Origin of the sequence: Peptoniphilus harei (assembly GCF_900454685.1) — a bacterium.
In the GTDB taxonomy this organism is placed as follows: domain Bacteria; phylum Bacillota; class Clostridia; order Tissierellales; family Peptoniphilaceae; genus Peptoniphilus_A; species Peptoniphilus_A harei.
Genome location: NZ_UATM01000032.1, coordinates 199271 through 224453 on the forward strand (window position 1 = coordinate 199271; position 25183 = coordinate 224453).

Annotated in this window: 20 protein-coding genes; 8 read left to right on the forward strand and 12 right to left on the reverse strand. The window is 35.0% G+C overall.

All coding sequences use genetic code 11. The features are described 5' to 3' along the window. Positions 1-36 precede the first annotated feature (36 nt). Positions 37-1416: a Na+/H+ antiporter NhaC family protein gene (locus DRZ96_RS02420; RefSeq protein WP_112889440.1), complete on the reverse strand. Its 1380-nt coding sequence runs from the start codon at positions 1414-1416 to the stop codon at positions 37-39. Positions 1417-1737: 321 nt separating this feature from the next. Further along, on the reverse strand, positions 1738-3003 hold the full coding sequence (hutI, locus tag DRZ96_RS02425) for an imidazolonepropionase (RefSeq protein WP_112889441.1): 1266 nt from the start codon (positions 3001-3003) through the stop codon (positions 1738-1740). 731 nt (positions 3004-3734) lie between these two features. Here hutI and DRZ96_RS02430 point away from each other — a divergent pair. Together DRZ96_RS02430 and DRZ96_RS02435 are read left to right on the forward strand one after the other, a co-directional pair. Beyond that, a complete protein-coding gene (locus tag DRZ96_RS02430) occupies positions 3735-5726 on the forward strand; it encodes a urocanate hydratase (protein ID WP_172605481.1) in 1992 nt (663 codons plus the stop codon). 113 nt (positions 5727-5839) lie between these two features. Then, positions 5840-6334, forward strand: a complete 495-nt coding sequence (locus DRZ96_RS02435) for an LURP-one-related/scramblase family protein (protein WP_112889443.1) — start codon at positions 5840-5842, stop codon at positions 6332-6334. 241 nt (positions 6335-6575) lie between these two features. Here the strand turns inward: DRZ96_RS02435 and DRZ96_RS02440 are convergent, their stop codons facing one another. Further along, positions 6576-7085, reverse strand: coding sequence for an adenine phosphoribosyltransferase (locus DRZ96_RS02440; RefSeq protein ID WP_112889444.1), 510 nt, complete (start codon positions 7083-7085; stop codon positions 6576-6578). A 113-nt stretch (positions 7086-7198) separates the two neighbouring features. Between DRZ96_RS02440 and nhaC the strand changes: the two genes are divergently transcribed. Both nhaC and DRZ96_RS02450 read left to right on the forward strand, forming a co-directional pair. Then, on the forward strand, positions 7199-8614 hold the full coding sequence (gene nhaC, locus DRZ96_RS02445; RefSeq protein WP_112889445.1) for a Na+/H+ antiporter NhaC: 1416 nt from the start codon (positions 7199-7201) through the stop codon (positions 8612-8614). Positions 8615-8727: 113 nt separating this feature from the next. Further along, positions 8728-9483, forward strand: coding sequence for a formate/nitrite transporter family protein (locus tag DRZ96_RS02450; RefSeq protein WP_112889446.1), 756 nt, complete (start codon positions 8728-8730; stop codon positions 9481-9483). Positions 9484-9510: 27 nt separating this feature from the next. On the opposite strand, the gene DRZ96_RS02455 is transcribed toward DRZ96_RS02450, so the two are convergent. Then, positions 9511-10215 (reverse strand): YwaF family protein, encoded by a 705-nt coding sequence (locus DRZ96_RS02455; RefSeq protein ID WP_112889447.1) that lies wholly within the window; start codon positions 10213-10215, stop codon positions 9511-9513. A 66-nt stretch (positions 10216-10281) separates the two neighbouring features. Further along, complete coding sequence (locus tag DRZ96_RS02460) at positions 10282-11322, reverse strand: DNA polymerase IV (protein WP_112889448.1); 1041 nt, start codon at positions 11320-11322, stop codon at positions 10282-10284. A gap of 76 nt (positions 11323-11398) precedes the next feature. On the opposite strand from DRZ96_RS02460, the gene DRZ96_RS02465 reads away from it, so the two are divergent. Next, positions 11399-12034: an HAD family hydrolase gene (locus DRZ96_RS02465; RefSeq protein WP_112889449.1), complete on the forward strand. Its 636-nt coding sequence runs from the start codon at positions 11399-11401 to the stop codon at positions 12032-12034. A gap of 64 nt (positions 12035-12098) precedes the next feature. Here the strand turns inward: DRZ96_RS02465 and DRZ96_RS02470 are convergent, their stop codons facing one another. From DRZ96_RS02470 to DRZ96_RS02500, 7 genes are all read right to left on the reverse strand, one after another. Then, positions 12099-13883 carry a thioredoxin domain-containing protein gene (locus DRZ96_RS02470; RefSeq protein ID WP_112889450.1) on the reverse strand — a complete coding sequence of 595 codons (1785 nt, stop codon included), beginning with the start codon at positions 13881-13883 and terminating at the stop codon, positions 12099-12101. Next, a complete protein-coding gene (locus tag DRZ96_RS02475) occupies positions 13880-14815 on the reverse strand; it encodes an NAD(P)/FAD-dependent oxidoreductase (protein WP_112889451.1) in 936 nt (311 codons plus the stop codon). Before DRZ96_RS02475 ends, DRZ96_RS02470 begins: the two co-directional genes overlap by 4 nt. Positions 14816-14824: 9 nt before the next feature. Further along, positions 14825-15430 (reverse strand): histidine phosphatase family protein, encoded by a 606-nt coding sequence (locus DRZ96_RS02480; RefSeq protein WP_112889452.1) that lies wholly within the window; start codon positions 15428-15430, stop codon positions 14825-14827. 119 nt (positions 15431-15549) lie between these two features. Continuing rightward, the gene (locus DRZ96_RS02485) at positions 15550-17160 is read right to left on the reverse strand and encodes a MutS-related protein (protein WP_112889453.1); all 1611 of its coding nucleotides are present in this window, start codon (positions 17158-17160) and stop codon (positions 15550-15552) included. Between the two features lie 154 nt (positions 17161-17314). Further along, the gene (locus DRZ96_RS02490; protein WP_070700626.1) at positions 17315-18256 is read right to left on the reverse strand and encodes a D-2-hydroxyacid dehydrogenase; all 942 of its coding nucleotides are present in this window, start codon (positions 18254-18256) and stop codon (positions 17315-17317) included. 176 nt (positions 18257-18432) lie between these two features. After that, positions 18433-19800, reverse strand: coding sequence for an MATE family efflux transporter (locus DRZ96_RS02495; RefSeq protein WP_112889454.1), 1368 nt, complete (start codon positions 19798-19800; stop codon positions 18433-18435). A gap of 82 nt (positions 19801-19882) precedes the next feature. Beyond that, entirely contained in the window at positions 19883-20611 is a 729-nt protein-coding gene (locus DRZ96_RS02500) for a TraX family protein (RefSeq protein WP_112889455.1), read from the reverse strand. A gap of 367 nt (positions 20612-20978) precedes the next feature. Between DRZ96_RS02500 and DRZ96_RS02505 the strand changes: the two genes are divergently transcribed. Genes DRZ96_RS02505 through DRZ96_RS02515 form a run of 3 tightly spaced genes read left to right on the forward strand, consistent with a single transcriptional unit; the run spans position 20979 to position 24635 of the window. Next, complete coding sequence (locus DRZ96_RS02505) at positions 20979-22043, forward strand: TAXI family TRAP transporter solute-binding subunit (RefSeq protein ID WP_112889456.1); 1065 nt, start codon at positions 20979-20981, stop codon at positions 22041-22043. After that, entirely contained in the window at positions 22043-22573 is a 531-nt protein-coding gene (locus tag DRZ96_RS02510) for a DUF1850 domain-containing protein (protein ID WP_112889457.1), read from the forward strand. Before DRZ96_RS02505 ends, DRZ96_RS02510 begins: the two co-directional genes overlap by 1 nt. Then, on the forward strand, positions 22563-24635 hold the full coding sequence (locus DRZ96_RS02515; RefSeq protein WP_236587214.1) for a TRAP transporter permease: 2073 nt from the start codon (positions 22563-22565) through the stop codon (positions 24633-24635). The genes DRZ96_RS02510 and DRZ96_RS02515 overlap by 11 nt, the downstream gene beginning before the upstream one ends. The last annotated feature ends 548 nt before the right edge of the window (positions 24636-25183 follow it).

The window sequence follows — 25183 nt, forward strand, 5'->3', positions numbered from 1 at the left end:
ACCTGCTAATGACCTAAGTCAATTTCTTAAATTTTATTAAGATAGTAATACTGATCCGATAACTCCACCGATTACTAGGAACACGTCAAATGCGATAAATGTCGGTACACAAGTGTCCATGATGTGGTCGTGTTGTCCGTCAGCGTTAAGACCAGATGTAGGTCCCATTGTTGAGTCAGATGCTGGTGATCCTGCATCTCCAAGAGCAGCTGCTATACCAATTAATAGGATAATAGCTGATTTTGAGAAACCTAATTGTTGAGCTAGCGGAACATAAATTGCTGCAACTACTGGGATTGTACCAAAAGATGTACCGATACCCATTGTAATAACAAGACCAATTGCTAGTAGAACAATAGCCGATACTACAAGTGAAGCACCTTCCATCATAGCTGCTGTATCGTTAACTAGGTGAACTACTGCACCTGATGTGTTAAGAACGTTAGCAAATCCACCTGCTATTAACATTACAAATGCGATGAATCCCATTAGGTCAAGTCCACCAGTAACCATATCGTCAATTTCATCCCATTTAATTGAACGAGTAATTAATAGGAAGATAATACCAATTAATGCTGAGAACGGAAGGTTAGTTGTAATAATTTGAACTATAAGCATTGCTATAGCTGCAACTAGAGCTCCCCAAGCTTGTGAAGTCATGTGAACTTCTTCGTCTAGAGAAATAACTCCAGGGATTTCACGATCTTCATATTCTCTGTCTTTTCCATAAAGAACAAATACTACAAAGATTAAACCAATTAACATTGATAAACCTGCAATCCACATTACCTTTCCTGTGTCATTAACAGTTGTTGGCATGCCAGCATCTGTCATGTTTGTTGCAATAATTTTGTGGAATATAAGTCCAAAACCTACTGGTATTGAAACATATGGTGCCTTTAATCCAAAGCAAAGAGCTGATGCTACTGCACGTCTGTCAATCTTTAACTTATTCATAAGTCCTAGTAGAGGCGGAATTAGAATAGGTATAAAGGAAATGTGAACTGGTAAAAGGTTTTGTGAAAAGATTGATATAAATGCTATTAGGAAAATTAAGAAGAATTTATTATTTCCTACTAATTTAGAAATCTTTTGAGCAAGAATAGTTATAAGTCCTGATTTACCAATTGCATAAGCAAACATACCTATTAGGATATAAGCAAGAGCTGTCTCTGCCATAGATCCCATACCACCAATAATTGTACCTATAATTGAATCGCCTTCGATTGCAAATCCTGGAAGCTTTCCAACTGTATTTGCTTGCCAAGTATCTGGTTCAAATACATATAATGGCATGCCTGCAGTTATACCTGCCACAATACCTGCCACTAATAGTGAAAGTAGTACGTTAAGTTTTAACATACATAAAATTACGAGTAATAGTACCGACACTACTACGGGGTTAAATAACAACATATTTATTTCCTCCTTTGAAAATGTTTTCTTTATTTTCTCATATTATTGTACTTTTGTCAACAATCTAATTCTCTATTACGATAAAATATACAATACTTTAGTCAGTTTTCTCTATTATTTGTTAAAGTATTATTTTAATTGATTGTGTACTTTCAAGGCTTTTGTGAGCTTTTAATTTATCTATTTCAATAAATTCTTATATTATTTTAAATAATGTTTTATAATCTAAACTATTGTATTTTTTTAAATAAACATTTTTAAACATAAAAAATAAAGGAGCCTAAGCCCCTTTATTTTAATTCCTATATTGTTTTCCTAGAATTATTTTACTAACTTTCTATCTTCTACAACTAATTCACCATCTACATAAACTTGTTTACATAGGTTTGTTGCGAAGAAGTAAAGTGTGTAGTCAATGTTATGAGCATCGAATATTGCAATGTTTGCCCTCTTGCCCTTGTCAAAGGATCCAATAGTGTCTGCCCTGTCAACTGAGTAAGCAGCGTTAATAGTTACTGCATTGTAAACTTCAATTGGTGTAAGCTTCATTTCTAAGCAACCAAGTTGCATAATAAATTGAAGGTTTGCTGTTGGACATGATCCTGGGTTAGAGTCTGTACAAAGTGTAATAGCCATTCCCTTGTCAAGCATTCTTCTTGCTGGAGCATAAGTGTCTAGCATTAGAGAGAAAGTTGTTCCAGGAAGTAGGTTTCCAATTACATTTGCCTTAGCAAGAGTTTCAATTTCCTCATCATCTACTACCATTAAGTGTTCTGCAGAAACTGCTCCAACTTTGGCAGCAACATCTACACCACCAATGTTTTCTATTTCATCAGAGTGGATTCTTAATTTAAAGCCATGTTCCTTTGCAGCTTCAAGAATTCTTTCAGATTGTTCTGCAGTGAATACTCCCTTTTCACAGAATACGTCACAGAATTCTGCAAGATTTCTCTTTGCAACTTCTGGCATCATGTCGATAACAATGTCAACATATTCATCTGGATTATCCTTATATTTTTCGTGGATAACGTGGGCTGCCATAAATGTTGTAATTAATTCTGTTGGGAAGTCCTTATTTAATTTTTCAAGAACTTCAAGTTCCTTTAATTCTGTTTCAAGAGTAATTCCGTAACCACTTTTTGCTTCTACAGAAGTTACACCGTGAACTAGCATGTGTTCAAGAAGATCTCTTGTCTTATCATAAAGTTCATCAAAGCTTGCTGAATCAGTTGCCTTTAGTGTAGAAAGAATTCCTCCACCTGCTTCTAGAATTTCAAGGTATTCCATTCCATTAAGCTTCATAGCAAATTCATTTTCACGGCTTCCACCATATACAAGGTGAGTGTGAGCATCAATTAGACCTGGAGTTGCAGTTTTGCCAGTAAGGTCAACTATTTCTGTATTTTCGTCTTTTAAGTTTTCATATCCATTACCTTCGCCAACTTCTAATATTTTACCATCCTTAATTGCAATGTAAGCATTTTCTAGAATGTCAGCTTGGTTCATTTCTTCCCCTCTTAGTGGTCTACCAATATCCTTTGGTGAAAAGACTTGTTCAAGATTAACTAATATTTTATCCGCTTTCATAAATTCCTCCTTTTTCTGTCAATATCTTAACACATATTATATACCCAATAAATATGAAAATATTTTTATTAAGTTTTTTAATTAAATTTTAATAATTTAATTTTATTTCTACTATTAAGTTCACTATTCAATTTGTTATTCCAATTAAGTTCACTATTCAATTTGTTATTCCAATTTTTTATCAATTTATAATTTTTTTACAAGTTTATAAATTTTTTCGACTCAATGAATTTTTATAAGTTTATAATTTTTTACAAGTTTATAATTATTTATTACTTCAGAAATTTTTATAAGCTATCAATAAATTGTGACTTAAGTTTTTTTACCAGTCTATAAATTCTTATGACTTAATAATTATTTTTCACATAATATTTATTTTTGACAAAGAGATTATTTGTAAACTCATATTTTTATAATCTAAAACTTTATATTATTTTTATAGAAGAAACTTTTAAGCAAGTCACTTTCTATGGTTTTACATAAATTTTGCAAACGATTCATTTCTTCGGTTTATCACGATAAATTAATCATCTTTTTAAAGGAAAGGTGTCCTTGATACGTGTGTTTTCAAGGCAACTTAGGAAAACTCATTACTTTTTTAGGATATTTTTAAAATTTTAGGAAATTAATTTCCCTATGTATTTACTTTTTAAAATTTTTAATTTATAATGACTATTAAATGGAGGTTGATAAAAGTGATAAATAATCATAACGCAGAAGTTCAAAAGATTATGAAGGTAGAAATTAAGAACCTTCCAGAAAAAAAATCTTTTGAACAAGGAATTAGAAGAGCTCCTGATAGAGGATTTAGACTTTCAAAAGATCAAACTAAAATTGCTCTTAGAAATGCTCTAAGATATATCCCAGAAGAATATCATGAAGAATTAATTCCTGAATTTTTAGAAGAACTTACTACTAGAGGAAGAATCTACGGATACAGATTCAGACCAGAAGGAAGAATTTACGGTAAACCAATTGACGAATACAAGGGAAATTGTTTAGCTGGTAAAGCTTTCCAAGTAATGATTGACAACAACTTAGACTTTGATGTTGCTTTATATCCATATGAACTTGTAACTTATGGAGAAACTGGTTCAGTTTGTCACGATTGGATGCAATACAACCTAATTAAACAATATCTTGAAATCATGCACGATGACGAAACTCTTGTAATGGAATCTGGTCACCCACTTGGACTATTTAAATCAAGAAAAAATTCTCCAAGAGTTATTATCACTAACGGTCTAATGGTTGGTCTTTATGACAATCTTGACGATTGGGAAATTGCTGAAGAAATGGGAGTTGCTAACTACGGACAAATGACTGCTGGTGGTTGGATGTACATTGGACCACAAGGTATCGTTCACGGAACTTACAACACTATTCTTAACGCTGGTAGATTAAAATTAGGTCTAAGCGAAAAAGATAACTTAGCTGGAAAATTATTCGTTTCATCTGGACTTGGCGGAATGTCTGGTGCTCAAGGTAAGGCTGGAGATATCGCAGGTGCTGTTTCTATTATTGCTGAAGTTGATATTTCAAGAATTGAAACTAGACTTGAACAAGGATGGATTAAGAAACTTGCTGAAACTCCTGAAGAAGCTGTAAAACTTGCTCAAGACGCTCTTGAAAAGAAAGAAGCTCTTTCTATTGCCTTCCATGGTAATATCGTTGATCTTCTTCACTATATGGACGAAAACAATGTTCATATTGACCTACTTTCTGACCAAACATCTTGCCACAACGTTTACGATGGTGGATACTGTCCAGTAGGAATTACTTTCGAAGAAAGAACTGAATTATTAAGAACTGATAAAAAGAAATTCCACGAACTTGCTGACAAGACTCTTAGACAACACTTTGACGTTATTAAGAACCTTACTTCTAAGGGAACTTACTTCTTCGACTATGGTAACTCTTTCTTAAAAGCTATCTACGATGCTGGAGTTAAAGAAGTTTCTAAGAACGGTAAAGACGACAAAGACGGATTCATTTGGCCTTCTTATGTAGAAGACATCATGGGACCACTTCTATTTGACTATGGATATGGACCATTTAGATGGGTTTGCCTAAGTGGTAAACACGAAGACTTAATTGCAACTGACCACGCTGCAATGGAATGTATTGATAAAGACAGAAGATACCAAGATATGGATAACTATATCTGGATTAGAGATGCTGATAAGAACCAATTAGTTGTTGGTACTCAAGCTAGAATCCTTTACCAAGACGCTAAGGGTAGAGTTGCAATAGCTCATAAATTTAACGAACTTGTTAGAGAAGGAAAAATCGGTCCTGTTATGATGGGACGTGACCACCACGACGTATCTGGTACAGACTCACCATTTAGAGAAACATCTAACATTAAAGATGGTTCTAATGTAATGGCTGACATGGCTACACAATGTTTCGCAGGAAACTGTGCTAGAGGTATGTCACTAGTTGCTCTTCACAATGGTGGTGGAGTTGGTATTGGTAAATCAATTAACGGTGGATTTGGTCTAGTTCTTGACGGATCTGAAATGGTTGACGAAATTATCGATCTTTCACTTACTTGGGACGTTATGAGTGGTGTTGCTAGACGTAACTGGGCTAGAAACGAACACGCTATTGAAGTTTCAAAAGAATTTAACGAAGATAATGAATTCGGACACATTACTCTTCCTTACTTTGTTAAGGATGAATTAATTGATAATGCTGTTGATTCACTTAATATCGACTAATATCTAAATATTTCTAAACCCCGCAGGTTTCTGTGGGGTTTTATTTTTTGTTGTAATTAACTTCATAAACTTATAAAATCAAATTAAGATATATCTTTAGTCAAGGAGGAGTCATGAAAAATTATTATTTTAAAGAAAATCTTTTTAAGATTACAGACCACTACCCCATCTTAGATGATGATGGAAGAGAAGTTTATTATGTAGACCAAGATTTTACACTCATTGGCTATGATGTGAAAATTTCTGATATAGATGGAAATGAGATTTTAAAAATTGAAAAGGAAGTCTTCTCCCTCCTCCAAAAGTTTAATGTTAATTTTTCTGACGGTAAGTTCATGAGGGTAGAATCAAAAATCAGCTTTTTAGTTAGAAGGATTGGGATTGACTATAATGGAGAGTCCCTGAGTTTGGAAGGACAGTTCCCAGATTTAAATTTTGAAATTTATAGGGGCAAGGACTTAATTGGTGAAATCCAAAAGACCTTCTTTGCCTTGACTGATACCTATAGGCTCACAGTCTATGATGAGAAATACACTGAAGCCCTTCTTGCCCTCACCCTTTGCGTAAATAATATTAAAGACACAGCTGCAAAAAGAAATTCAAATTAAATATTTTTCAAAGAAAAAACATCTGTAAGAATTTATCTCCCAGATGTTTTTTTAACGCCTTATATTATTTTGTTAGTTTATAAGTTTTTATTTGCTTATAAGTTTTTATTAGTTCATAATTTTCTGATGAATTAGAGATTTTTATTAGTTCACAAATTTTTATTTGCTTATAATTTTTTATTAAATCTCAAATTTTTATTAATTAAAATTTTTGTAAGCCTATAAATTTTTTTGCAAATTTTTAATATCTTATAACTGAGTGAACTTTTTCGCCCTTTAGTTCATCTCTTCCCTTGAGTCCCTCAAGCTCTGCTAAAAATACTAGTGAAGACACTTCTCCCCCTAGGCTCCTGACAAGTTTTAGACAGGCCTTTGATGTACCACCAGTTGCAAGTAAGTCATCTACTATTACAACTTTTTCTCCCGGCTCAAGAGCGTCCTTGTGAATTTCAATAGAATCTTCTCCATACTCAAGGTCATAGGATTCGCTGATTTTATCCCAAGGAAGTTTCCCTGGCTTTCTCACAGGAATAAAGCCCTTGTTTAACTTATAGGCAAGAGCTGCTCCGAAGATAAAGCCCCTAGCTTCAATCCCTATAATTTTATCCACGTCATCATCTATTTTTTCTGCCATTTCATCAACTGATTTTTTGAAGGCATCTTTATCCTTTAAAAGAGTTGTTATGTCCCTAAAGATAACTCCCTCTTTTGGATAATCTTCAATTGCACGAATTGTATCTTTTAATTCCATAATTTCCCCCATTCCCTTATAGTATACCATCTTTAAGACCCAATAAAAACTTTTAATGAGGTCTTTTTAATGTTATAATATGTTAAATTTTTGATATATATATGGGGTGTCTTATGAAGCAGAAAAATATAAATAAATATGAAAAGGAAGTTAGGAAGGCAAACTTTGCTGAAGCCCTCTTTACCTTCGCATCTCTTACAATAATAATGTTTATAAGTATAATAAAATACGAAGAAAGTCCTCACATTCCTATGCTAATTGGAGTTCTAATTGCCTCACTTGTTGCCTTAAAGATTGGCTACACTTGGAAGTTCATTGAGAATTCTATGATAAAGGGAATTTCACAAGCCATGCAGTCCATAATAATCCTCGCCATAATCGGAGTCCTAATTGGAATTTGGATCTTGGCAGGAGTCGTCCCAACAATGATTTATTATGGACTTATGATTTTAAAGCCATCGATTTTTCTTGTTGCCACAGTTCTTATTACTTCAATCACTTCCCTTGCAACAGGTACAAGTTGGGGAACTGCTGGCACCATGGGGATTGCCCTAATGGGTATAGCAAGCGGACTGGGGGTTCCTGCCCCTGTTACTGCAGGCGCAGTTTTATCTGGTGCCTACTTTGGCGACAAGATGAGTCCCCTATCAGATACAACAAACCTTGCACCAGCTATGGCTGGCACAGATGTCTTCACTCACATCAAGTCTATGGCAAAGCCAACTCTAATTGCCTATGGCTTAACTCTTTTGATTTTTGGATTCTTATCTGCAAAATATAGAGGAGCATCTGCAGACCTATCTAATGTCAATATAATTGCCAATGGATTAAAGGAAACTTTTACAATTTCTCCTGTCCTCTTGCTAGCACCTCTTGTAGTAATTATTTCCATTGCAAAAAAACTCCCAGCAGTTCCTGGAATTGCTCTTGGAATTATTATTGCAGCTATCCTTGGACCAATCTACCAAGGCATTAACTTTGGTGACATTTTATCAGCTGGTCTTAATGGATATGTTTCAAACACTGGCCTTGAAGCAGTGGACCAACTCTTGACAACTGGCGGCCTAAACAACATGATGTCTTCCATCTCTCTTACTATTATTGCCATGATGTTTGGTGGTATTGCAGAAGAAACTGGAATCCTTGAAGCCATTGTTAAGAAGTTCCTCCACAGGGTTCAATCTGTAGTGGGACTTGTTATTTCTACTATTTTAACCTGTGTCTTTACCAACGCATCTATGCCCGAGCAATACATCTCCATAGTTGTTCCTGGAAGAATGTTTAAGAATGAGTACAAAGAAAGAAATTTGGACCCAACCCTTCTTTCTTCAACTCTTGAATCAGGTGGAACTGTTACATCAGCCATGATCCCTTGGAACACTTGTGGAACTTATATGACAACAGTCCTTGGTGTCTCAACAGTCCACTATCTGCCATTTTTATTTTTCAATTTACTCATGCCTATAGTTCAAGTAATTGTTGTGGCAATAGAAGCTAATAAATATAAGTTAGATGCAAATTCAAAATAAAATATAAATTATAAAGAAAACTTTTATATATTTTCACATAAAGAGTCTTTCACCAATTGAAAAGTCACCTCTTTTTGATATAATGTTTAATGGAATAAAAAAAGAGGTGTGATATGTATAAGGATATAATTGGTGGACTTACAAATTCTGCAAACACTAAGAAAAATTTACTTGAAAATTCTCTTTTTAAGTACATGGTCGCTTCAGTTCTTGCAGGATTTTTTATTGGAATGGGAATGTTAATCATGACCCTATCTGCAAGTGTTTTTTCAGGACTTGAAATTCCAGCTGTTAAATTTATAAATGGCTTTGTCTTTTCCCTCGCCCTTTCCTTTGTAATCTTTGCTGGTGGCGAACTTTTCACAGGTAATGTCCTTGTGACAAGTATTGGAAGATTAAACAAAAAAATTGAAACTTCCACACTTTTAAAGATTTTAGTTTTTTCCTACATAGGAAATCTTTTGGGATCAATTTTAATTTCTTTCTTATTTAAAATGACAGGAGTTTCCCCTGACTATAACGAAGCCCTCTTAAAACTAGCAACAACAAAGTCAAGTTTTGACTTCACTGCACTTTTATTTAAGGGAATAATGTGTAACATTCTAGTGTGTCTTGCAGTTTTAATTTGCTCTAGACCCATATCTGATTCATCAAAGTTGATTTTAATCTTCTGGTGTATCTTGGCTTTTGTAAGCCTTGGTTTTGAGCATAGCGTGGCAAATATGACTTGCTTTGCCCTAGCAAAAATGTTAAATCCTGAATTTGGATTTGCACTAATTTTTAAAAACTTAATACCAGTTACTATTGGAAATATTATCGGCGGCTCTCTAGTTGCCATAACTTATTATTTTTTAGGTAGCGAAAACTAAAATAAGACGAGGTTCTCTTACCTCGTCTTATTTTTTTCTAATTTTTATTATTAATTTGTAGATAAAAAATGTCATCACCATTACAAGGACTGTCACTATAAAAAGTCCCACCACATAATTTGGAAATACATCCTTAATAGTTGCAAGGGCTGATCCCTCATAGGGCTCTTCTATAAAATAATAATTTGCATCAAGTTTCTTGTTTAAAGTTTTTATTATTGGAAGAGTCACAAGTATAAAAATTATTGGATAGATTATATCTCTTAACTTTGGAGTGTATTCCTTTGAAAGTACAAGGTAGATTGGATAAAAGGCATTAATCCCATGTATGATCCAAGAAATTATTGCCACATAGGAATATTTATTCACTGTGTTCCATCCTGGTGTAAATAGGCTCAAGATGGCTGCTGGCATAAACAAATAATAGAGACAAGCCTTTATAAACTTCCTATCCACAAAGGCGTCTACTGCCATGAAATGGGATCCAATTAGGCAGAGGTGGAAGGGCAAGTAGGAAGAGTCGTAATGACCACTCATTAAGACCCCAACAAGTCTAATCATCTCCAAGCTAATTGGTGTTAAGGCAAGAAAGCTTCTGAAGTTTTTTCTTTCTCTCCAGGGTTTATATAAAACTATTCCAAATACAAAAATAATCGCAAGACAAGCGTAGTGGTAGATTCCAAAAAACTTAAAGCCTACTTCACCGTATTCTAAGTCCCAAAAATTTCTCATAATTAAATTCCTTTATCTTATTTCTTCAATATTTTAGCATAAAATTTCGAAAAAAGATTGATATTTTTATCCATTAAAAAATGAAAGTTGTCTTATGTTTAAATCCACAAGGTTTGAAACTGTTATGCCAATGAGTCTAAGCTTGTCGCCCTCATAGGCTTCTTCAAAAATCTCTAGAGACTTCTTAAAGATATCATCTTCTTCATAGATGGCATTTTCATAGGTTCTTGACCTGGTCTTGACTTTGAAGTTTTCGTCCTTCATCTTGAGAGTCAAGGTGTAGCCAGAGATTTCTTTTACAATTAAGTCTTCAGATACTTCTTTGGAGAAATCTTTTAAGTAAGATATAAGTTCCTCCCTCTTGGATGTCACTTCAAAGGTGGACTCTGTCCCAAGACTCTTCCTCACGGTGTTGGGAGTTACCTCCCTCTCGTCAATTCCCCTGATCCTCTTATAGATTTCTTCCCCACTCTTCTTAAACATAGTTGTTAAAAAATCATAAGAGAGAGAATATAAGTCTTCAACAGTATTTATTCCTATGTTCCTCAGCCTCTTCTCTGTCTTATTCCCAATTCCATGGACCTTTCTTATATCTAGGGGAAATAAAATTTCAGGAATGTCTGACTGCCTAATAATTTTTACTCCTTTTGGCTTATTCCAATCACTGGCAAATTTAGCCAAGAATTTGTTGTAGCTCAAGCCGCAACTCACACTTAGGCCAGTCTTTTCAAAGACTTTTTTCTGTAAGTCATACACAATGTCTTCATCATAACCCAGGCCGCTTATGTCTAGATAGGACTCATCAATGGAAACTTTTTCGATTTTATCTGTGTAGGTCCTTAGGACCTCAAAGACTTCTCTTGACTTCTCAAGATATCTTTCCCTTCTCATGGGTTTTATTATCAAGTGGTCGCAGAGGTTTCTCGCCATATACATGGGCATGGCAGAATGGATCCCGTACTTTCTTGCAACATAATTAGCCGTAGTTACAACTCCATGGTTGGACCTGCCACCTACGACTAGAGGTTTGCCTATTATAGATTTGTCGTCAAGCTCTTCCACTGATGCGTAGAAGGCATCTATGTCAACGTGTATAATAATTCCCATAAATATCACGATTTTAGTATATCATAAATCTTTTTATAATGAAGGCAATTTGATATAATTCTATTGAGGTGAGATTTTGAAAAGAAAGCTTGCGCTCTATGATTTTGACAAAACTGTAGTTGATTGTGAATCAATAGTAGAGCTTTATAAGTATGGATTTAGACATAAAAAAATAAATTTTTTTAGGACCATGGCTGGCCTTGGATCTGCCTACATAAGATCTAAGTTGGCATCTGATTTTGATATTATGAAGAATCAAATGGTTTCTATTATAAAATATTTTTCCGAAGATGAGTTAAGGGACTTTGTAACAGACTATCTCTTCCCCAGATTTTTCTTTGTGGAATTTGAAGATGAATTTTATTCCCACGATGAGGACACAATTAAAATTCTCTGCTCTGCCTCTGCCACTTCCTACTTAAAGTATGTTAAGGACCTCTATCCCTTTGACTACATTCTTGGGACTGACCTTGGAGATGATTATAAACTCACAAGAGGCAACAACAAGAAGGACGTGAAAGTCAAAAATATTAAAGACCTCTTGGCTCAAGAAGGAATTGAGATTGACTACGAAAATTCTTGTGGATATTCGGACTCCTACAAGGATGACAAGTATATGCTTAGGATGGCAAAAAATAGGTTTTTAATAAATTCCAAAGTCAATAAGAAGGGCTACGAAAACTTGTCTTGGCACAGAGAAGAATCTAAATAATTTTAAAATTTAACTTAATAAAGCATAAAAATAAACTGGGAGCTTAGTCCCAGTTTTTTGTATCTCAATATAATTCTAGAAGATATTCTTCTATTAAGCCGGCAATTTCGTCATAGGATTTTTCTCCCATGAACTCATAAACTTTTTCTCCGTCTTTAAAGAAGGAAACCCTAGGTAGTTGGAAAATCTCATATTTTTCTGCAAAGGACTTGTTCTTGTCAAGGTCCATGTAGAAGCATGTAACTTCTTTGAACTCTTCTTCCAAGAGAACTTCCATAACTTCCATAAGTGGTTCGCAGTGGGAGCACCTCTCTGCTCCATAAATTATTATTGCCATCTTGTTTTCTCTTATTGTATCTTCAAAATGACTTGCTGCAATATATTTGATTACAGATTCATTTCTCTTAATTACCTTTTTATTTTCCACAAGGTCTCTTACAGACTCTGACTCTTGAGAAAGTGGGTCAATGTCAATTGATAACTCACTCTTGTTTACATTAGTGATTTCAACAGACTTAAATTCTCCTGCTCCAGGAAGTTTAAAGTAAGATGCATCTTCAATTTCTTGGATTTCATTTTCTTCTTCATCAATGTCTAGGTAATCATAAGGATACCTGTAAACCCTATAAATCATGTTGTTCTTCAAGAGGTTTTCTGTCGTTGTCCTATAAGGACAGGTCCATTGCCAGACAATTTCTTTCGATGGTGTGACTTCTATTACAAGACCTTCTGTTGCTAGTGTTATTAGGGTGTTGCCATTAGGCAGTCTTTGAAGGTTTCCACCATAAGGGGAATAGAACTTGTAGCCATTCATTGGTATTGAAAATCCAAAGTCCCTTGGATCCACCGACCAATTGACAGCAAGGGTAACTGGATTTATTTCAAGAATCCTAGAATAGTTTCTCACAAAAGGTAGTAAACCAGATGGTGATGTGAGAGTTGGCGAACCATAACCACATCTTCCCCCATTGTCAAAAATTAAGAGGTTGCCTTCCCCTGGCAGGCCCCTTGGAACAATACTGGCAAAGGCAGAACCAACAACTGGGTCAACTTTTATGAAGTCAGAGAAGTTTGGTCCCAGCTTGTAGCAAATTCGTGACCTCTTTTTATCGATTATCCCAATAATATTTGCTGCCCTGGCAGTAAATAAAATATTATCAGGATGAAAGCGTGGATCCCCTTGGTCATACCACTTGTTCTCCCCAATTGTAGAAATAGAAGTGACGTCGAGATAATTGCCAAGAGGTCTTTCTGTTATCCTGAGGTTTGGATTCCTGTAAATTACGTTCTTGGCCTCTTCAGAGAATCCCAACTGGTCGAAGTGCTCACTAAAGGAGAACTTCCAGAGGATATTCCCCTCTTCATCTACTTCCAAAATCACATCATCTAGGAGGGCCTTGTCAGATATCCTTGTGTCAACAATGGCATCGTGAACAAGAAGGAGGGTCTTCCCATTTTCCACAATTTTTTGGTCTGGATAATAGTAGCCAACAGAATTGCCCTCTCTTTGAAAATCTGAGTGGGCCCTTGCCATCCACTTAGGCCTGTAGCCCCTGTCTTCTGTAAATTTGAACTTGTCAAAGTCAAAGACAATCTTCCCATCCTTATCAAACTCAAGCAGGTCGATACCATCACTGACACCAAAGTCCGATGACCTAAAGGAAGAGATACTCATAATGTTTTTGTTTGGCAGCATCTTGGCTGGCATTGGGTTAACAGAAAATCTTTTTAACTCTGTCCCATCCATTTTTGTTATTAGGGCCCCGTCCTTGGCAGTTGAAATTAAATTTACTCCATTGTAGGCCTTTTCTCTGTTGTATAACACTGTTCCCCTTGGATAGACTCTCATTTGACACCCCTCTTCCTAATGTACTTTTCTGCATAAACTGTTGCTACTGCACCATCATTGGCTGCAGTTACAATTTGCCTAAGGGCCTTGTTCCTAATGTCACCTGCGGCAAAAATTCCCTCAACAGAAGTCCTCATCATATCATCAGTTTTTATAAAGCCAAAATCATCGACTTCAACAAGATCTTTGACAAAATTAGAATTTGGGCTCATCCCAGCAAAGATGAAAATCCCATCAGAAGTGACCCTGGTTTTTGTCTTATCATCTAAGTCTAAGATGTCAAGACTATTTACCCTTTCACCACCATTTATTCCCTCAAGCTTTGAGTGCCAAGTATAGGAAATTTTTGGGTTCTTCATTATCCTCTCAGCTTCCAGCTGATTGCCATCAAATTTTCCTTCCTCGTGGATAATTATCATGTTAATGGAATTGGCAAAGTTGGAGAGGTAATCTGCCTCTTCAAGGGCCAAGTCCCCTGAACCTAGTATATGTATGTTCTTGTCCTTAAAATAATCTGCATCACAAGTGGAGCAATAAGAAACTCCACGTCCTGCAAATTCAGTCTCACCAGGGACGTTTAACATCTTGGCATAAGTTCCTGTTGCAATAATAACTGCCTTGGCAATAAATTCTTTTCTCCTCATGGTAGTTAGCTTAAAGCCATCTTCTATTTTTTCAATTTTTTTGACAGTTCCATAGGCAAATTCATTAGTTGGAAAACTCTCTGCCTGCTTCCTAAATTCATTAATAAGGTCCCTGCCTGCAATTTCTTTAAAGCCAGGATAATTTATTATCTTTGGAGTGTCGTTGACCCTTCCACCAAAAGAAAATTTTTCTATGACAAGAGTCTTTAATAGGGCCCTACCTGCATAAATCGCTGAGCTAAGGCCAGCTGCCCCTGCCCCAATTATAATTAAATCATAAGTAGTCATATTATCACCTCAAATTGAGTCCACTGGATTCTTGGGCGCCTTCTTAATAATTTTAAAGGTCCCATCTTCATAATCCGCTATATTAAATTCGCCATTTCGCCTCACCCTATTGGACCAAAAGTCCTCAATAGGAATCCCCTCCATGAGAGAATAGATTGCAACAATGGTCACACCGTGAGTGACTATAAGGATGTTTTCATCTTCATTGGGATAAACTGCTTTCTCAAAAAATTTTTCCACCCTGTCTCTTAGGTCGTGAATGCTTTCTCCATCAGGTCTCTTATAATTTTTTGGATCTTCAAAATATTTTTTGTAAAGGACTTCATCCTCTACTTTTACATCTTTAATATTTTTACCTGACCAAGACCCAACATCAATTTCACGAAGAAGAGGGGTCTTAATAATTTCCCTATCAGGACAAATTAACCTTGCAGTGTCATAGGCACGGCCAAGATCAGATGAATAAACCTTATCAAAATTAAGGTCTTTAGACATCTCGCCCAAGCGTCTTCCCATATCCATTCCTTCAGAAGTTAGTGCCGAGTCTAATTGTCCCTGGATAATCCCCAGCTTGTTCCACTCAGTCTCCCCATGTCTAGTAAAATAAATTCTCATCTTTCCCTCACAATCCATAAAAACATTTTCTCGCTTATTACTAGTATAAAGGATAAAAATAAAGTATTAAAGCATAAAAAATACTTAGGTATAAATCTACCTAAGTATGATCTTAAAATTTATTTTTCTTCTAACTCTCTCGAAAGATTTTTTGCTTCCCCTATTATTTCTCTTGGATAATTTAAGTTATCCAAGATGGCAATGGCGTTCCTGCTTGTGGCTGGTCCATCCTTTAATAAGTAATCGAACTTTATGTCTCCTGCTTCTATCTTTTCTTCAAAGTGCTTGTTTGAAAATAAATCTTTTAAAAGCATTGTAAGTTCTATGTCGTGAGTTGCTGCAACTACATGATTATTTTTTGCCAAATATTTTAAAGTTGCAGTGGCCGATGCAATCCTATCAATGGTATTAGTTCCCCTAAAAATTTCGTCTAGCAAAATTATTTTTTCACTCTCGTCGTCTATCATGTCACCAATGGCCCTGGACTCTGCCATAAAGTAGGAGAGGTTTTTCATTATAGAGTCGCTAATATCTATGGCTGAAGTAATTTTCATTGGCTTAATTTCAAATTCTTCTCCAAAAAATATTCCAAAGCTAAGGGCAAAAATTGAATTAATGCCAATAGTCCTTAGATAAGTCGACTTGCCTGATGCATTTGACCCAGTCAAGATAATAGACTTTTTTAAGTCAAGGTCATTGGGAACAGGATTTTTTATCAAGGGATTGTAGAGGTCCTTTCCAAGAATTTTATCTCCAAAACTTGCTTCTCCAGTCTTGTAGGCCTTTGATAGAGAAGTGATTCCTATTTCGCAGTCAATTTTTCCCAAGAGGTAATATAGTCTAAAGATTTCTTCCCTATACTTCTTAAAATATCTTTGCGACTTTGAAAAGCTCCTGGCTTCTGATAAAAATAAAACATTCCTGTAAGTTTCTGCAAAGTCCAATTCCATATTGCCTGTCAAGAATCCAAAGGACCTCAAACTCTTCTTTAAGGGAGCAAGGTCTCTTAAAATACTTTCTATTTCATTAATTTCTTCTGTGAAGACTTGATTTTTATTTTTAATAAGTCCTTCTGACACATAAAAAAGACCCTTTAATCTAACTAAAGCTTCAAGCCTTCCCATAGCCATCTCGTTAAACTTCTTGTAGATAAAGGTGTTAACTGCCAAGAGGGCAAAAATAAATAAAATGGCCTGGGCTCTTAAACTTATAAATAAAATCAAGATGTAAAGTGCAGTGAAGGAAAAAACTTTCGCCAAAACTTCAAGTTCTTTTTGGATCTCAATTTCTTCTTCAATGAGTTCAAGGACATCTTCTTTGAAGTATCCAAGCTTTCCAAATTGAAACTGAAGATCTTCAAGTTCTTCTTCCTTACCTTCATAAAGTCTTCTCTTCTCTTGAAGTCTTGTAAGTTCATCCTTGTCTAAGATGAGGTCCCTAAGCCTATAATAAAAAAATTCCAGGCCCATCTTGGACATAGTGTGGTTCATCTTGGTCAAGACTTCATCAAGGTTTAAGTCATTGGCAGTAATTTCGCTGACATTTCCTCCAAGTCTCTTATGTATCCCATTAATTTTTCCCTTGAAGATTTTACTATGAATTTTTCCAAAGTTCTCCCTTATTTCCTGTCTTAAAATTTTTTCATTTTTCTTTTTTACATAGAGATTATAAATAAAGATAATCCCAGTGAAGACAAGAAATAAAATTATCATTGAATAGTAGTCCTTCATGCTGTCTCCTTTTTTATAATTTTTCCTCCTTATCAATTCTATTAAGTAAACTTTATCATAATTTTTTTCCCTGTCAACAAGTCATATTTTCCTACAAGAAAAAAAGACTGCTCACCTAAGCAAGCAGTCTTTAAAATTTAAATTTTATTTATTCTTATTTTCCGAAAAGTTCGTCAAAGTTTCCTAGGATTACATTTCCGATATCGTCTTGAGCATCAATTGTTGAACCACCAATGTGTGGAGTAACATAAAGTCTGTCAAGTTCGAATAGTTTGTTTTCTACTGGAACATCTTGAGTGTCAAGTCCGCCAGAGCCAAGTTCGTTAGAAAGTGTATCTAAGTTTGCTCCGCCTAGTTTGCCATTCTTGATGTAGTCGTATAGGTCTTCTTCGTTAACAATTCCACCACGTGCAGCGTTGATGATGCAAGCTCCGTCTTTCATTTTTTCGAATTCTTTTGCTGAGAAAAGATCCTTAGTGTCTGGAGTTAGTGGCATGTGAAGAGTGATAATGTCAGAGTTAGCTACGATTTCGTCGAAATCAACTAGTTTAACATAATCAACTTTAATGTCTTCTGGTTTTAGGAATGGGTCATAAGCAAGAACGTCCATGTGGAATACATTAGCGATTTCAGCAACTCTTCTTCCGATTGCACCAAAACCACAAATTCCTAGAGTCTTGTTTCTAAGTTCTCTACCAATCCATCTATATTTGTTCCAGATTCCACCTTTAACTTCGTTTTGAGCTTGTACAGAGTTTCTGTAAAGGTCTAACATTTTAGCAAAAACAAGTTCAGCAACTGCGTTTGCGTTTTGTCCTGGTGAGTTTTTAACTGGAATATTTTTTTCCTTTGCATATTCAAGGTCAATGTGGTTAGTTCCTGTTGAACCAACAAAAATTGCCTTTAAGTTTTTAGCAGCATCAAGAACTTCCTTGTTGATGAATGGATCAACTCTCATGAATAGGAAATCATAAGGTTCAATAATTTCTGCTAATTTTTCTGAAGTTGGAAGCATAACCTTATCAAGTTCAATACCTCTTTCTTCAAGTCCTTTGTCAATTACGTCTGACATGTAATCTACCATTAACGCTTTCATTTACATCCTCCTTAAAATTTTATGTACTTCGTTACATTTCTATTTTAGATGAAATCCTTATCTTTTTCAAGGTCATTTATAAGCTTAGACCAATTAACACTTTTCTTTAAAAAAGGCCTTGGAAAACTATTCTATATTTACTTTAAGTTAATGATTTATCCAAAGGCCTCAAATTTTTATTTAATTGTTTTTGCCCTTAAGTCATCTAAAACCTTCTTTGCTAGAACAAAGGTAACTATGGCAGTTATAATATCTGCTGTTGGCGGTGCGTACAAGAGTCCCTTTACTCCAAACAAGTTTGCGTAGAGATAAGCAAAGGGAACTAGGAGAAGGACTTGTCTTAAAAGAGAAATCAAAATCCCCCTCTTGGCAAGACCAATTGATGTCAAAAATCCCATGGTAACTGGTTGGACTCCATTTAAAAAAGTAAAGAAAAGCATGATCCTAAATAATTTTATGGCAAAATCAAAATACAATTCGCTTCCTCCACCGAAGAGCATAATTATTTGTCTTGGGAAGACTTGAAAGATTACAAAGGAAATTGTTGAAATTATTAGGGCATACTTAATTGCAAGTTTATAAACCTCAACTACCCTATCATATTTTTTTGCCCCATAATTAAAGGAAGAAATTGGTTGAAGTCCTTGGGACAGCCCAATGTTGACAGAGAAAAATATCATGTTTACCTTCATGACAATTCCCACTGCAGCAAGGGGTATGTTGGCTCCATATTCTGACAAGGATCCATAATATCTATAAAAATTATTCATTAGGATTTGAACAAATAGTATAGCTGCTTGGTTAAATCCACTCGCTGCTCCAAGTCTTGCAATATTAATTATCTTATCAAATTGTAATTCAAAATATTTTCCTTCTAAGTTAACAGACTTAAAATGTCTTGCAAAATAAAATATTATTAATAGAAAAGAAAAGAATTGTCCAAGAACTGTTGCGTAAGCAGCTCCTGCCATTCCCATTTCAAAGACAAATATAAAAATTGGGTCCAAAATTAAATTTATAAGGGCTCCAACTACCATGCAGTACATTGAAAACTTTGGTGACCCGTCAGCTCTTATTAAAGTCGAACCCACATTTACGAGAATTAAAAATATGAATCCATAGGAAGTTATAGAAACATATTCTATGGCATAGTCCATAATTTCCTTTGTTGCACCAAAGACCTTTAAAAAACTTCCCATAAATATGTGAGTTATTATTGTAAAGATAAGTGCTGCTATAGTGGCAAGACTTAGGGCATTTCTAATATAGTGTCTTGCAAGTTCTTCTTCTCCTCTTCCCAATGAAATATTAAAATTTGCAGCTCCACCTATTCCACACAAGAGGGCAAGAGCCGTACAAATTGTCACAAGGGGAAAGGCTACATTTGTAGCTGCATTGCCTAACATTCCCACAGAGTTCCCAATAAAAATTTGGTCCACAATGTTATAGAGAGAACTTATTATTAGGGCAAAAATACTTGGCAAGGCAAACTGTATAAGTAACTTTTTTATATCTTCTCTTCCTAAAATATTTTCTCCTTTCATCTATTACCTCCTAATTTTTATTTTTTTAATTTATAAACTAATTTAAAAAATAAAAAGACGCCAAAGCGTCCTAAGTTAAAAATTAAATATTAAAATACATCCTCAAAAGTCCAAGAATTAAAAGATGGACTGGATAAAACAAATAATTAAAAATTTTATTCTGTTTTCCCTTCTCACCATTATACATCACAGTTAATCCAAATCCAAGAATTGACCAAACCTCTTTTACTATTGTGAGGTAGGCACAAATTGCTCCAGCCACTGGTCTTTCATAAAAAATATAAAATACAAAGGCCGTCATAATTGCGTGGAAGTCGTAGTCACCTGACACAAAGGTAGAAACAAAAAACATAATTATAAGGAGTGGAATAGAAAATAAAATCCACAACCTTCCAATTTTTTCTTCGTATCTTTTTCTAAATTCATCGAGAATCCAAATAGTAATTAAGGATAAGGCAAGAGAAAAGAGTACATTATTCAATCTAAATTCTAATATAACCTTAGAAGAAAACATGTCATAGGGAATTTCTGAAATTATTGCAAAAAACAATAAGTTAAAGAGATATTTTTTCTTGTTGCCAGTCCTAAAAAATCCTTCCACTATAAAAAAAGAGAAAAGCGGAAAGGCAATACGTCCTATTACGTCAAAGATGAAACTTAATATTGATAAGTATCCTCCATCTAAGTTGGGCCAAATAAGGGCCTTATTTATGTGATCAATTAACATGGACCCAAAGGCGATGTACTTTAGCTGAGCTCCATTTAAAATTTGAAATTTCATTAATCTTTCATTAGTAAATCTTTTGTTCATTTTTCGTCCTTTTGTTGTCCAAATATTTTTTATCAAACTTTAAATTTATTTTTTCAAAGTACAATTATTTTACTATAAATACTAAGCATATAAAATATTTTTTTCTTCTAACCCCTTAATTTGTATTGTTAAGTCACTAAATTAAGATAAATTTCTTGCAAAAAATTATTTTCCTTAAACATATAATTTTAATCCACATTATAAAACCGTTTTCAATTTTTTTACTTTTTATAATTTATTCTTCAGGTATCCCTTGTTCAAGCTTATTAATAGATTGACAAATCTTTTTAAGTATTGTACTATTTAATCATCAGATAAACATTTTCATGATTAGTTTATTTGAATAAAGTCAAGGAGGTATTATATTATGACTAAGAAAAAATTGACGACGTTAATCATGCTAATTGCTGTGGTTACACTTACACTAACAGCATGTGGTGGTGGCGGAAACAATGCAAAGAAAGAAAATGCAAACGCTACTAAGACTGAAGAAACAGCTAAGACTGAAGAAGCTACTGGCGATATCACTGCTGAAGGCCTAATGGAAACTAAGGGTGGATTCATGTCAGTTGCAACTGGTGGTACTGGTGGTACATATTACCCACTAGGTGGAGCACTATCTAACATTCTTAACAATGCAGGAGTTAACTACACAGCAACTGCACAAGCTACTGGTGCTTCTAAGGAAAACGTTGAACTTGTAACTAGGGGAGACGCAGAAATTGCATTTATCCAAAACGACGTTGCTTACTATGCTGTAAATGGAACTGATATCTTCGAAGGAGAAAAGAAACCTAGTCTTAGAGGACTATGCTGTCTATATCCTGAAATCGTACAAATCGTTGCATCTGATGATTCTGGCATTAAAACTATAGACGATCTTAAGGGCAAGAGAGTAGCTGTTGGTGCTCCAGGTTCTGGTGTTGAAGTTAACGTAAAACAAATTCTTGATATTCACGGAATTACTTACGATGACTTAGGAAAAGTTGACTACCTATCCTTCGCAGAAGCTGCTGACCAAATTAAATCTGGTCAAATCGACGCTACATTCTTAACTGCAGCTATCCCATCTTCAGCTATAACTGAACTAGCAACTACACATGATGTTCACCTAGTTCCAATTGCAGAAGACAAGGCTGAAGCTCTTATTGCTAAGTATCCTTTCTATGTTAACCTACACATCACTCCATCTGAATACAAGGGACAAGATGAAGAAATTTCTGTAGTAGCAGTACAATCTATGCTAGCTGTTGACGAAAGAATGGCTGAAGAAGATGCTTACAATATCGTAAAATTATTATTTGAAAACCTTGATACTATGAAAGAATCTCACGCAAGAGGTGGAGACATCGCTCTTGATAAGGCTCTTGATGGTATGAGTATTGAACTTCACCCAGGTGCACAAAAATATTTTGATGAAGTTAAAAAATAATGAGTGGCAAGAATAAAGAGGGCATTGGAAAGACTTTGATCTTTCCAATACTCTTTATTATATTAGTTTTTTTTATTTTATCCTTTGTGAAAATTGATGCAATAATTATAAAATCATATTTTAATGGAGATGTATTAAAGATTTTTCACTTAAAGGATAAGGAGAGGTTCGGCATAGTCTACACTCATTCTGTTGAAAGGTCTGAGACTAGTGAGTGGTATGAAGTTCGAGATGGCAAGCTCATCTTAATGGAACAAAGATACCGCGACCAGGGCGCCGGTCTTCCTGTTAATTTAATTTACAAGTTTAAGTATGCTGAAGATGGAAGTTTTTGTTTATATGATATGAATGTTCCCTTTGAAACTGTTATTTATAGGACTGGGGCCGTCGTAGCCAATCATAAGCTTGTAATAAATGGAAAGACTACTCCCTTTTTGGATTTTTCTGAGCCAAGAGAGGCCCTAGAATTTTCTACCGAACACATTTCACTTTTGGATTACGCACTAAGGAGGTGCCAAATTGAGCGATAAAGATAAAAAATTAAATGAAAATTTAGAAAATAACACTACGGAACAAGAAGCCAGCGCCATTAAATCTGCTGAAGAGCTTGGTGCTATGGACGTAGATGAGTTAATGGAACAATACGACCTTGAAACTAGTAAGCTCCGTAAGCTAACTGGTAAGGTTGCCTTATTCATTACAATCGTTGCAATTTTAATGTCTGCCTTCCATCTATTTACAGCATGGCACGGCACATTACTAGCTATGAAGCAAAGATCACTTCACTTAATCTTTGCCTTTACACTTGGCTTTGCCCTTTATCCTGGATTTAAAAAATCATCTAAAGACAAAATAGATATTATGGATTGGGTATTAATGATTCTATCAATTGGTGTTTGGGGCTACATATTCTTTAACGTTGAAGCCATCGCCTTAAAGGGTGGTCAAATGTCCACTACTGATATGGTACTTGGTGTTCTTGCAGTTCTTCTTACTCTAGAAGTTACAAGAAGAGTTGTTGGTCCAGAGCTTCCAATAGTAACAATAGTGTTCCTACTATTTGCCTACTTTGGTAGACACTTGCCAGGTGTTTTTGCCCACAGAGGTTTTAACGTAACTAGAATTGTTTCTCACATGTACATGACTACTGAAGGTATTATGGGTACACCACTTGGAGTATCTTCTACATTCGTTTTTATGTTTATCTTGTTTGGATCCTTCCTAGACAAGACTGGTGTTGGTGAATTCTTTATAGACTTCGCTTACGCTCTTACTGGTTCTACAAGATCAGGTCCAGCCATGACATCAGTTTTATCATCAGGACTTATGGGTTCCATCTCAGGATCATCTGTAGCTAACACAGTTACTACTGGTGCTTTTACAATTCCTCTAATGAAATCTGTTGGATACAAACCTCACTACGCAGGTGCCGTTGAAGCTACTGCATCTACTGGTGGACAAATCATGCCTCCAGTAATGGGTGCTGCTGCCTTTATCATGGCTGACTTCACTGGATTCCCTTACATTTCAATTGTAAAGGCTGCTATTATCCCAGCAGTTCTCTATTATATAGCTGTTGGTACAATGGTTCACTTAGAAGCATGTAAACTTGGCCTTAAGGGAATGCCTAGAGAATCCCTTCCAAAGGTTTCAAATATTTTAAGAAAACAAGGTTACTTAACTCTACCTCTAATTGCCATCATCTTCATGTTGGTTAAACAATATCCACCAACAATGGCTGCCTTAACTGGTATAGTTATTGGTGTTGTAGTTGCTTTCGCAGCTTCACTTATTAAAAAAGACGATTCTTTTACTCCTAAGGACATACTTGGAGCAATGGAAGCAGGTGCTAAGGGTGCCGTTGGTGTAGCTTGTGCCTGTGCTTGTGCTGGTATGATCGTAGGTGTTGTTACACTTACAGGTTTCGGTCTTAAGATTGCAGAAGTTATTGTACTTATAGCTAAGGGTAAACTTATCCCAACTCTATTCTTAACAATGATTTCATCAATTATCCTTGGTATGGGACTTCCAACTACTGCTAAGTACATAGTACTTGCAACAATGGCTGTTCCAGCAATAACAAAACTTGGTGTAAACCTAATGTCAGCTCACTTATTTATCCTATACTTTGGTGTAGTTGCTGACGTTACTCCTCCAGTTGCCCTAGCAGCTTACGCAGGAGCAGGTATAGCAGGTGCCAACTCAATGAAGACTGGCTTCCAAGCCTTTAAACTTGCAATAGGTGCCTTTATCATACCTTACATCTTTGTTATTAACCCACACTTGATTATGGTTGATTCAGTAGCTGGAACTACAGTTAACTGGTTACCAATCACAGCAGCTGTCCCAACAATAATAACTGCTCTTATTGGTACAATCTGCTTGGCAGGTACAGTTGAATCCTACCTATTTGGAAATCTAAGAATTTGGCAAAGAGTAATCCTTCTTGGAGCTGCCTTTGCACTACTTGATCCAAAGCTTCTTACAGATGCCATTGGTCTTGGTGCCCTAGCAGTTATATTTGTCACTCAAAAACTTTTAAATAAGAACAATGATGGAGACAAGGATAAGGATGCTACTAATCCCGCTTAAAATTTTTCTTTAAATTAATAAATTAAGAAGAGGCTTTAAAGCTTCTTCTTTTTTTGTAATTTTTTCTACTTATCTTTTGTCTTTTATTTTGAATTTAAGCCTACGACATATTGGAATCATAAAACTTAATAGATCTTCTTCTACCAATACAAATTTATTTCTACATGTAAAATTTTAAGCATTTTTATCTTCTTATTATTTTACTTCTACACTTCCTTTTATATTAATTTTTATTAATTATTTTATCCCTCTCTTTTAACTACCTTTAACCTCCCTCTCTTTTCCAAATTATTTTCACATCTTCCTTCCCTGCAATATTTTAAAAGGACATCATAAAGTAATTAAAATAAAATAATTTTTTTCATAAAAATTTCTACAAAAAAATCGACAGGATGACCTGCCGACTTCAAAAAATATTTTCTTATTAAGTTCTTTCAAAATTCTTTGTAAAATTTAATTTTAAAATCAATTCTCTACTTATATTCTAAATTCTTTTCTAAATCTAATTTTTAAAAAATTTGATCTTACAACAAACAGATAAAATTATT

Coding starts and splice junctions, on each gene's coding strand:
- DRZ96_RS02420 (WP_112889440.1), bottom strand. CDS start 1,416: ATGTTGTTATTTAACCCCGTAGTAGTGTCGGTACTATTACTCGTAATT.
- hutI (WP_112889441.1), bottom strand. CDS start 3,003: ATGAAAGCGGATAAAATATTAGTTAATCTTGAACAAGTCTTTTCACCA.
- DRZ96_RS02430 (WP_172605481.1), top strand. CDS start 3,735: ATGAAGGTAGAAATTAAGAACCTTCCAGAAAAAAAATCTTTTGAACAA.
- DRZ96_RS02435 (WP_112889443.1), top strand. CDS start 5,840: ATGAAAAATTATTATTTTAAAGAAAATCTTTTTAAGATTACAGACCAC.
- DRZ96_RS02440 (WP_112889444.1), bottom strand. CDS start 7,085: ATGGAATTAAAAGATACAATTCGTGCAATTGAAGATTATCCAAAAGAG.
- nhaC (WP_112889445.1), top strand. CDS start 7,199: ATGAAGCAGAAAAATATAAATAAATATGAAAAGGAAGTTAGGAAGGCA.
- DRZ96_RS02450 (WP_112889446.1), top strand. CDS start 8,728: ATGTATAAGGATATAATTGGTGGACTTACAAATTCTGCAAACACTAAG.
- DRZ96_RS02455 (WP_112889447.1), bottom strand. CDS start 10,215: ATGAGAAATTTTTGGGACTTAGAATACGGTGAAGTAGGCTTTAAGTTT.
- DRZ96_RS02460 (WP_112889448.1), bottom strand. CDS start 11,322: ATGGGAATTATTATACACGTTGACATAGATGCCTTCTACGCATCAGTG.
- DRZ96_RS02470 (WP_112889450.1), bottom strand. CDS start 13,883: ATGAGAGTCTATCCAAGGGGAACAGTGTTATACAACAGAGAAAAGGCC.
- DRZ96_RS02475 (WP_112889451.1), bottom strand. CDS start 14,815: ATGACTACTTATGATTTAATTATAATTGGGGCAGGGGCAGCTGGCCTT.
- DRZ96_RS02480 (WP_112889452.1), bottom strand. CDS start 15,430: ATGAGAATTTATTTTACTAGACATGGGGAGACTGAGTGGAACAAGCTG.
- DRZ96_RS02485 (WP_112889453.1), bottom strand. CDS start 17,160: ATGAAGGACTACTATTCAATGATAATTTTATTTCTTGTCTTCACTGGG.
- DRZ96_RS02490 (WP_070700626.1), bottom strand. CDS start 18,256: ATGAAAGCGTTAATGGTAGATTACATGTCAGACGTAATTGACAAAGGA.
- DRZ96_RS02495 (WP_112889454.1), bottom strand. CDS start 19,800: ATGAAAGGAGAAAATATTTTAGGAAGAGAAGATATAAAAAAGTTACTT.
- DRZ96_RS02500 (WP_112889455.1), bottom strand. CDS start 20,611: ATGAACAAAAGATTTACTAATGAAAGATTAATGAAATTTCAAATTTTA.
- DRZ96_RS02505 (WP_112889456.1), top strand. CDS start 20,979: ATGACTAAGAAAAAATTGACGACGTTAATCATGCTAATTGCTGTGGTT.
- DRZ96_RS02510 (WP_112889457.1), top strand. CDS start 22,043: ATGAGTGGCAAGAATAAAGAGGGCATTGGAAAGACTTTGATCTTTCCA.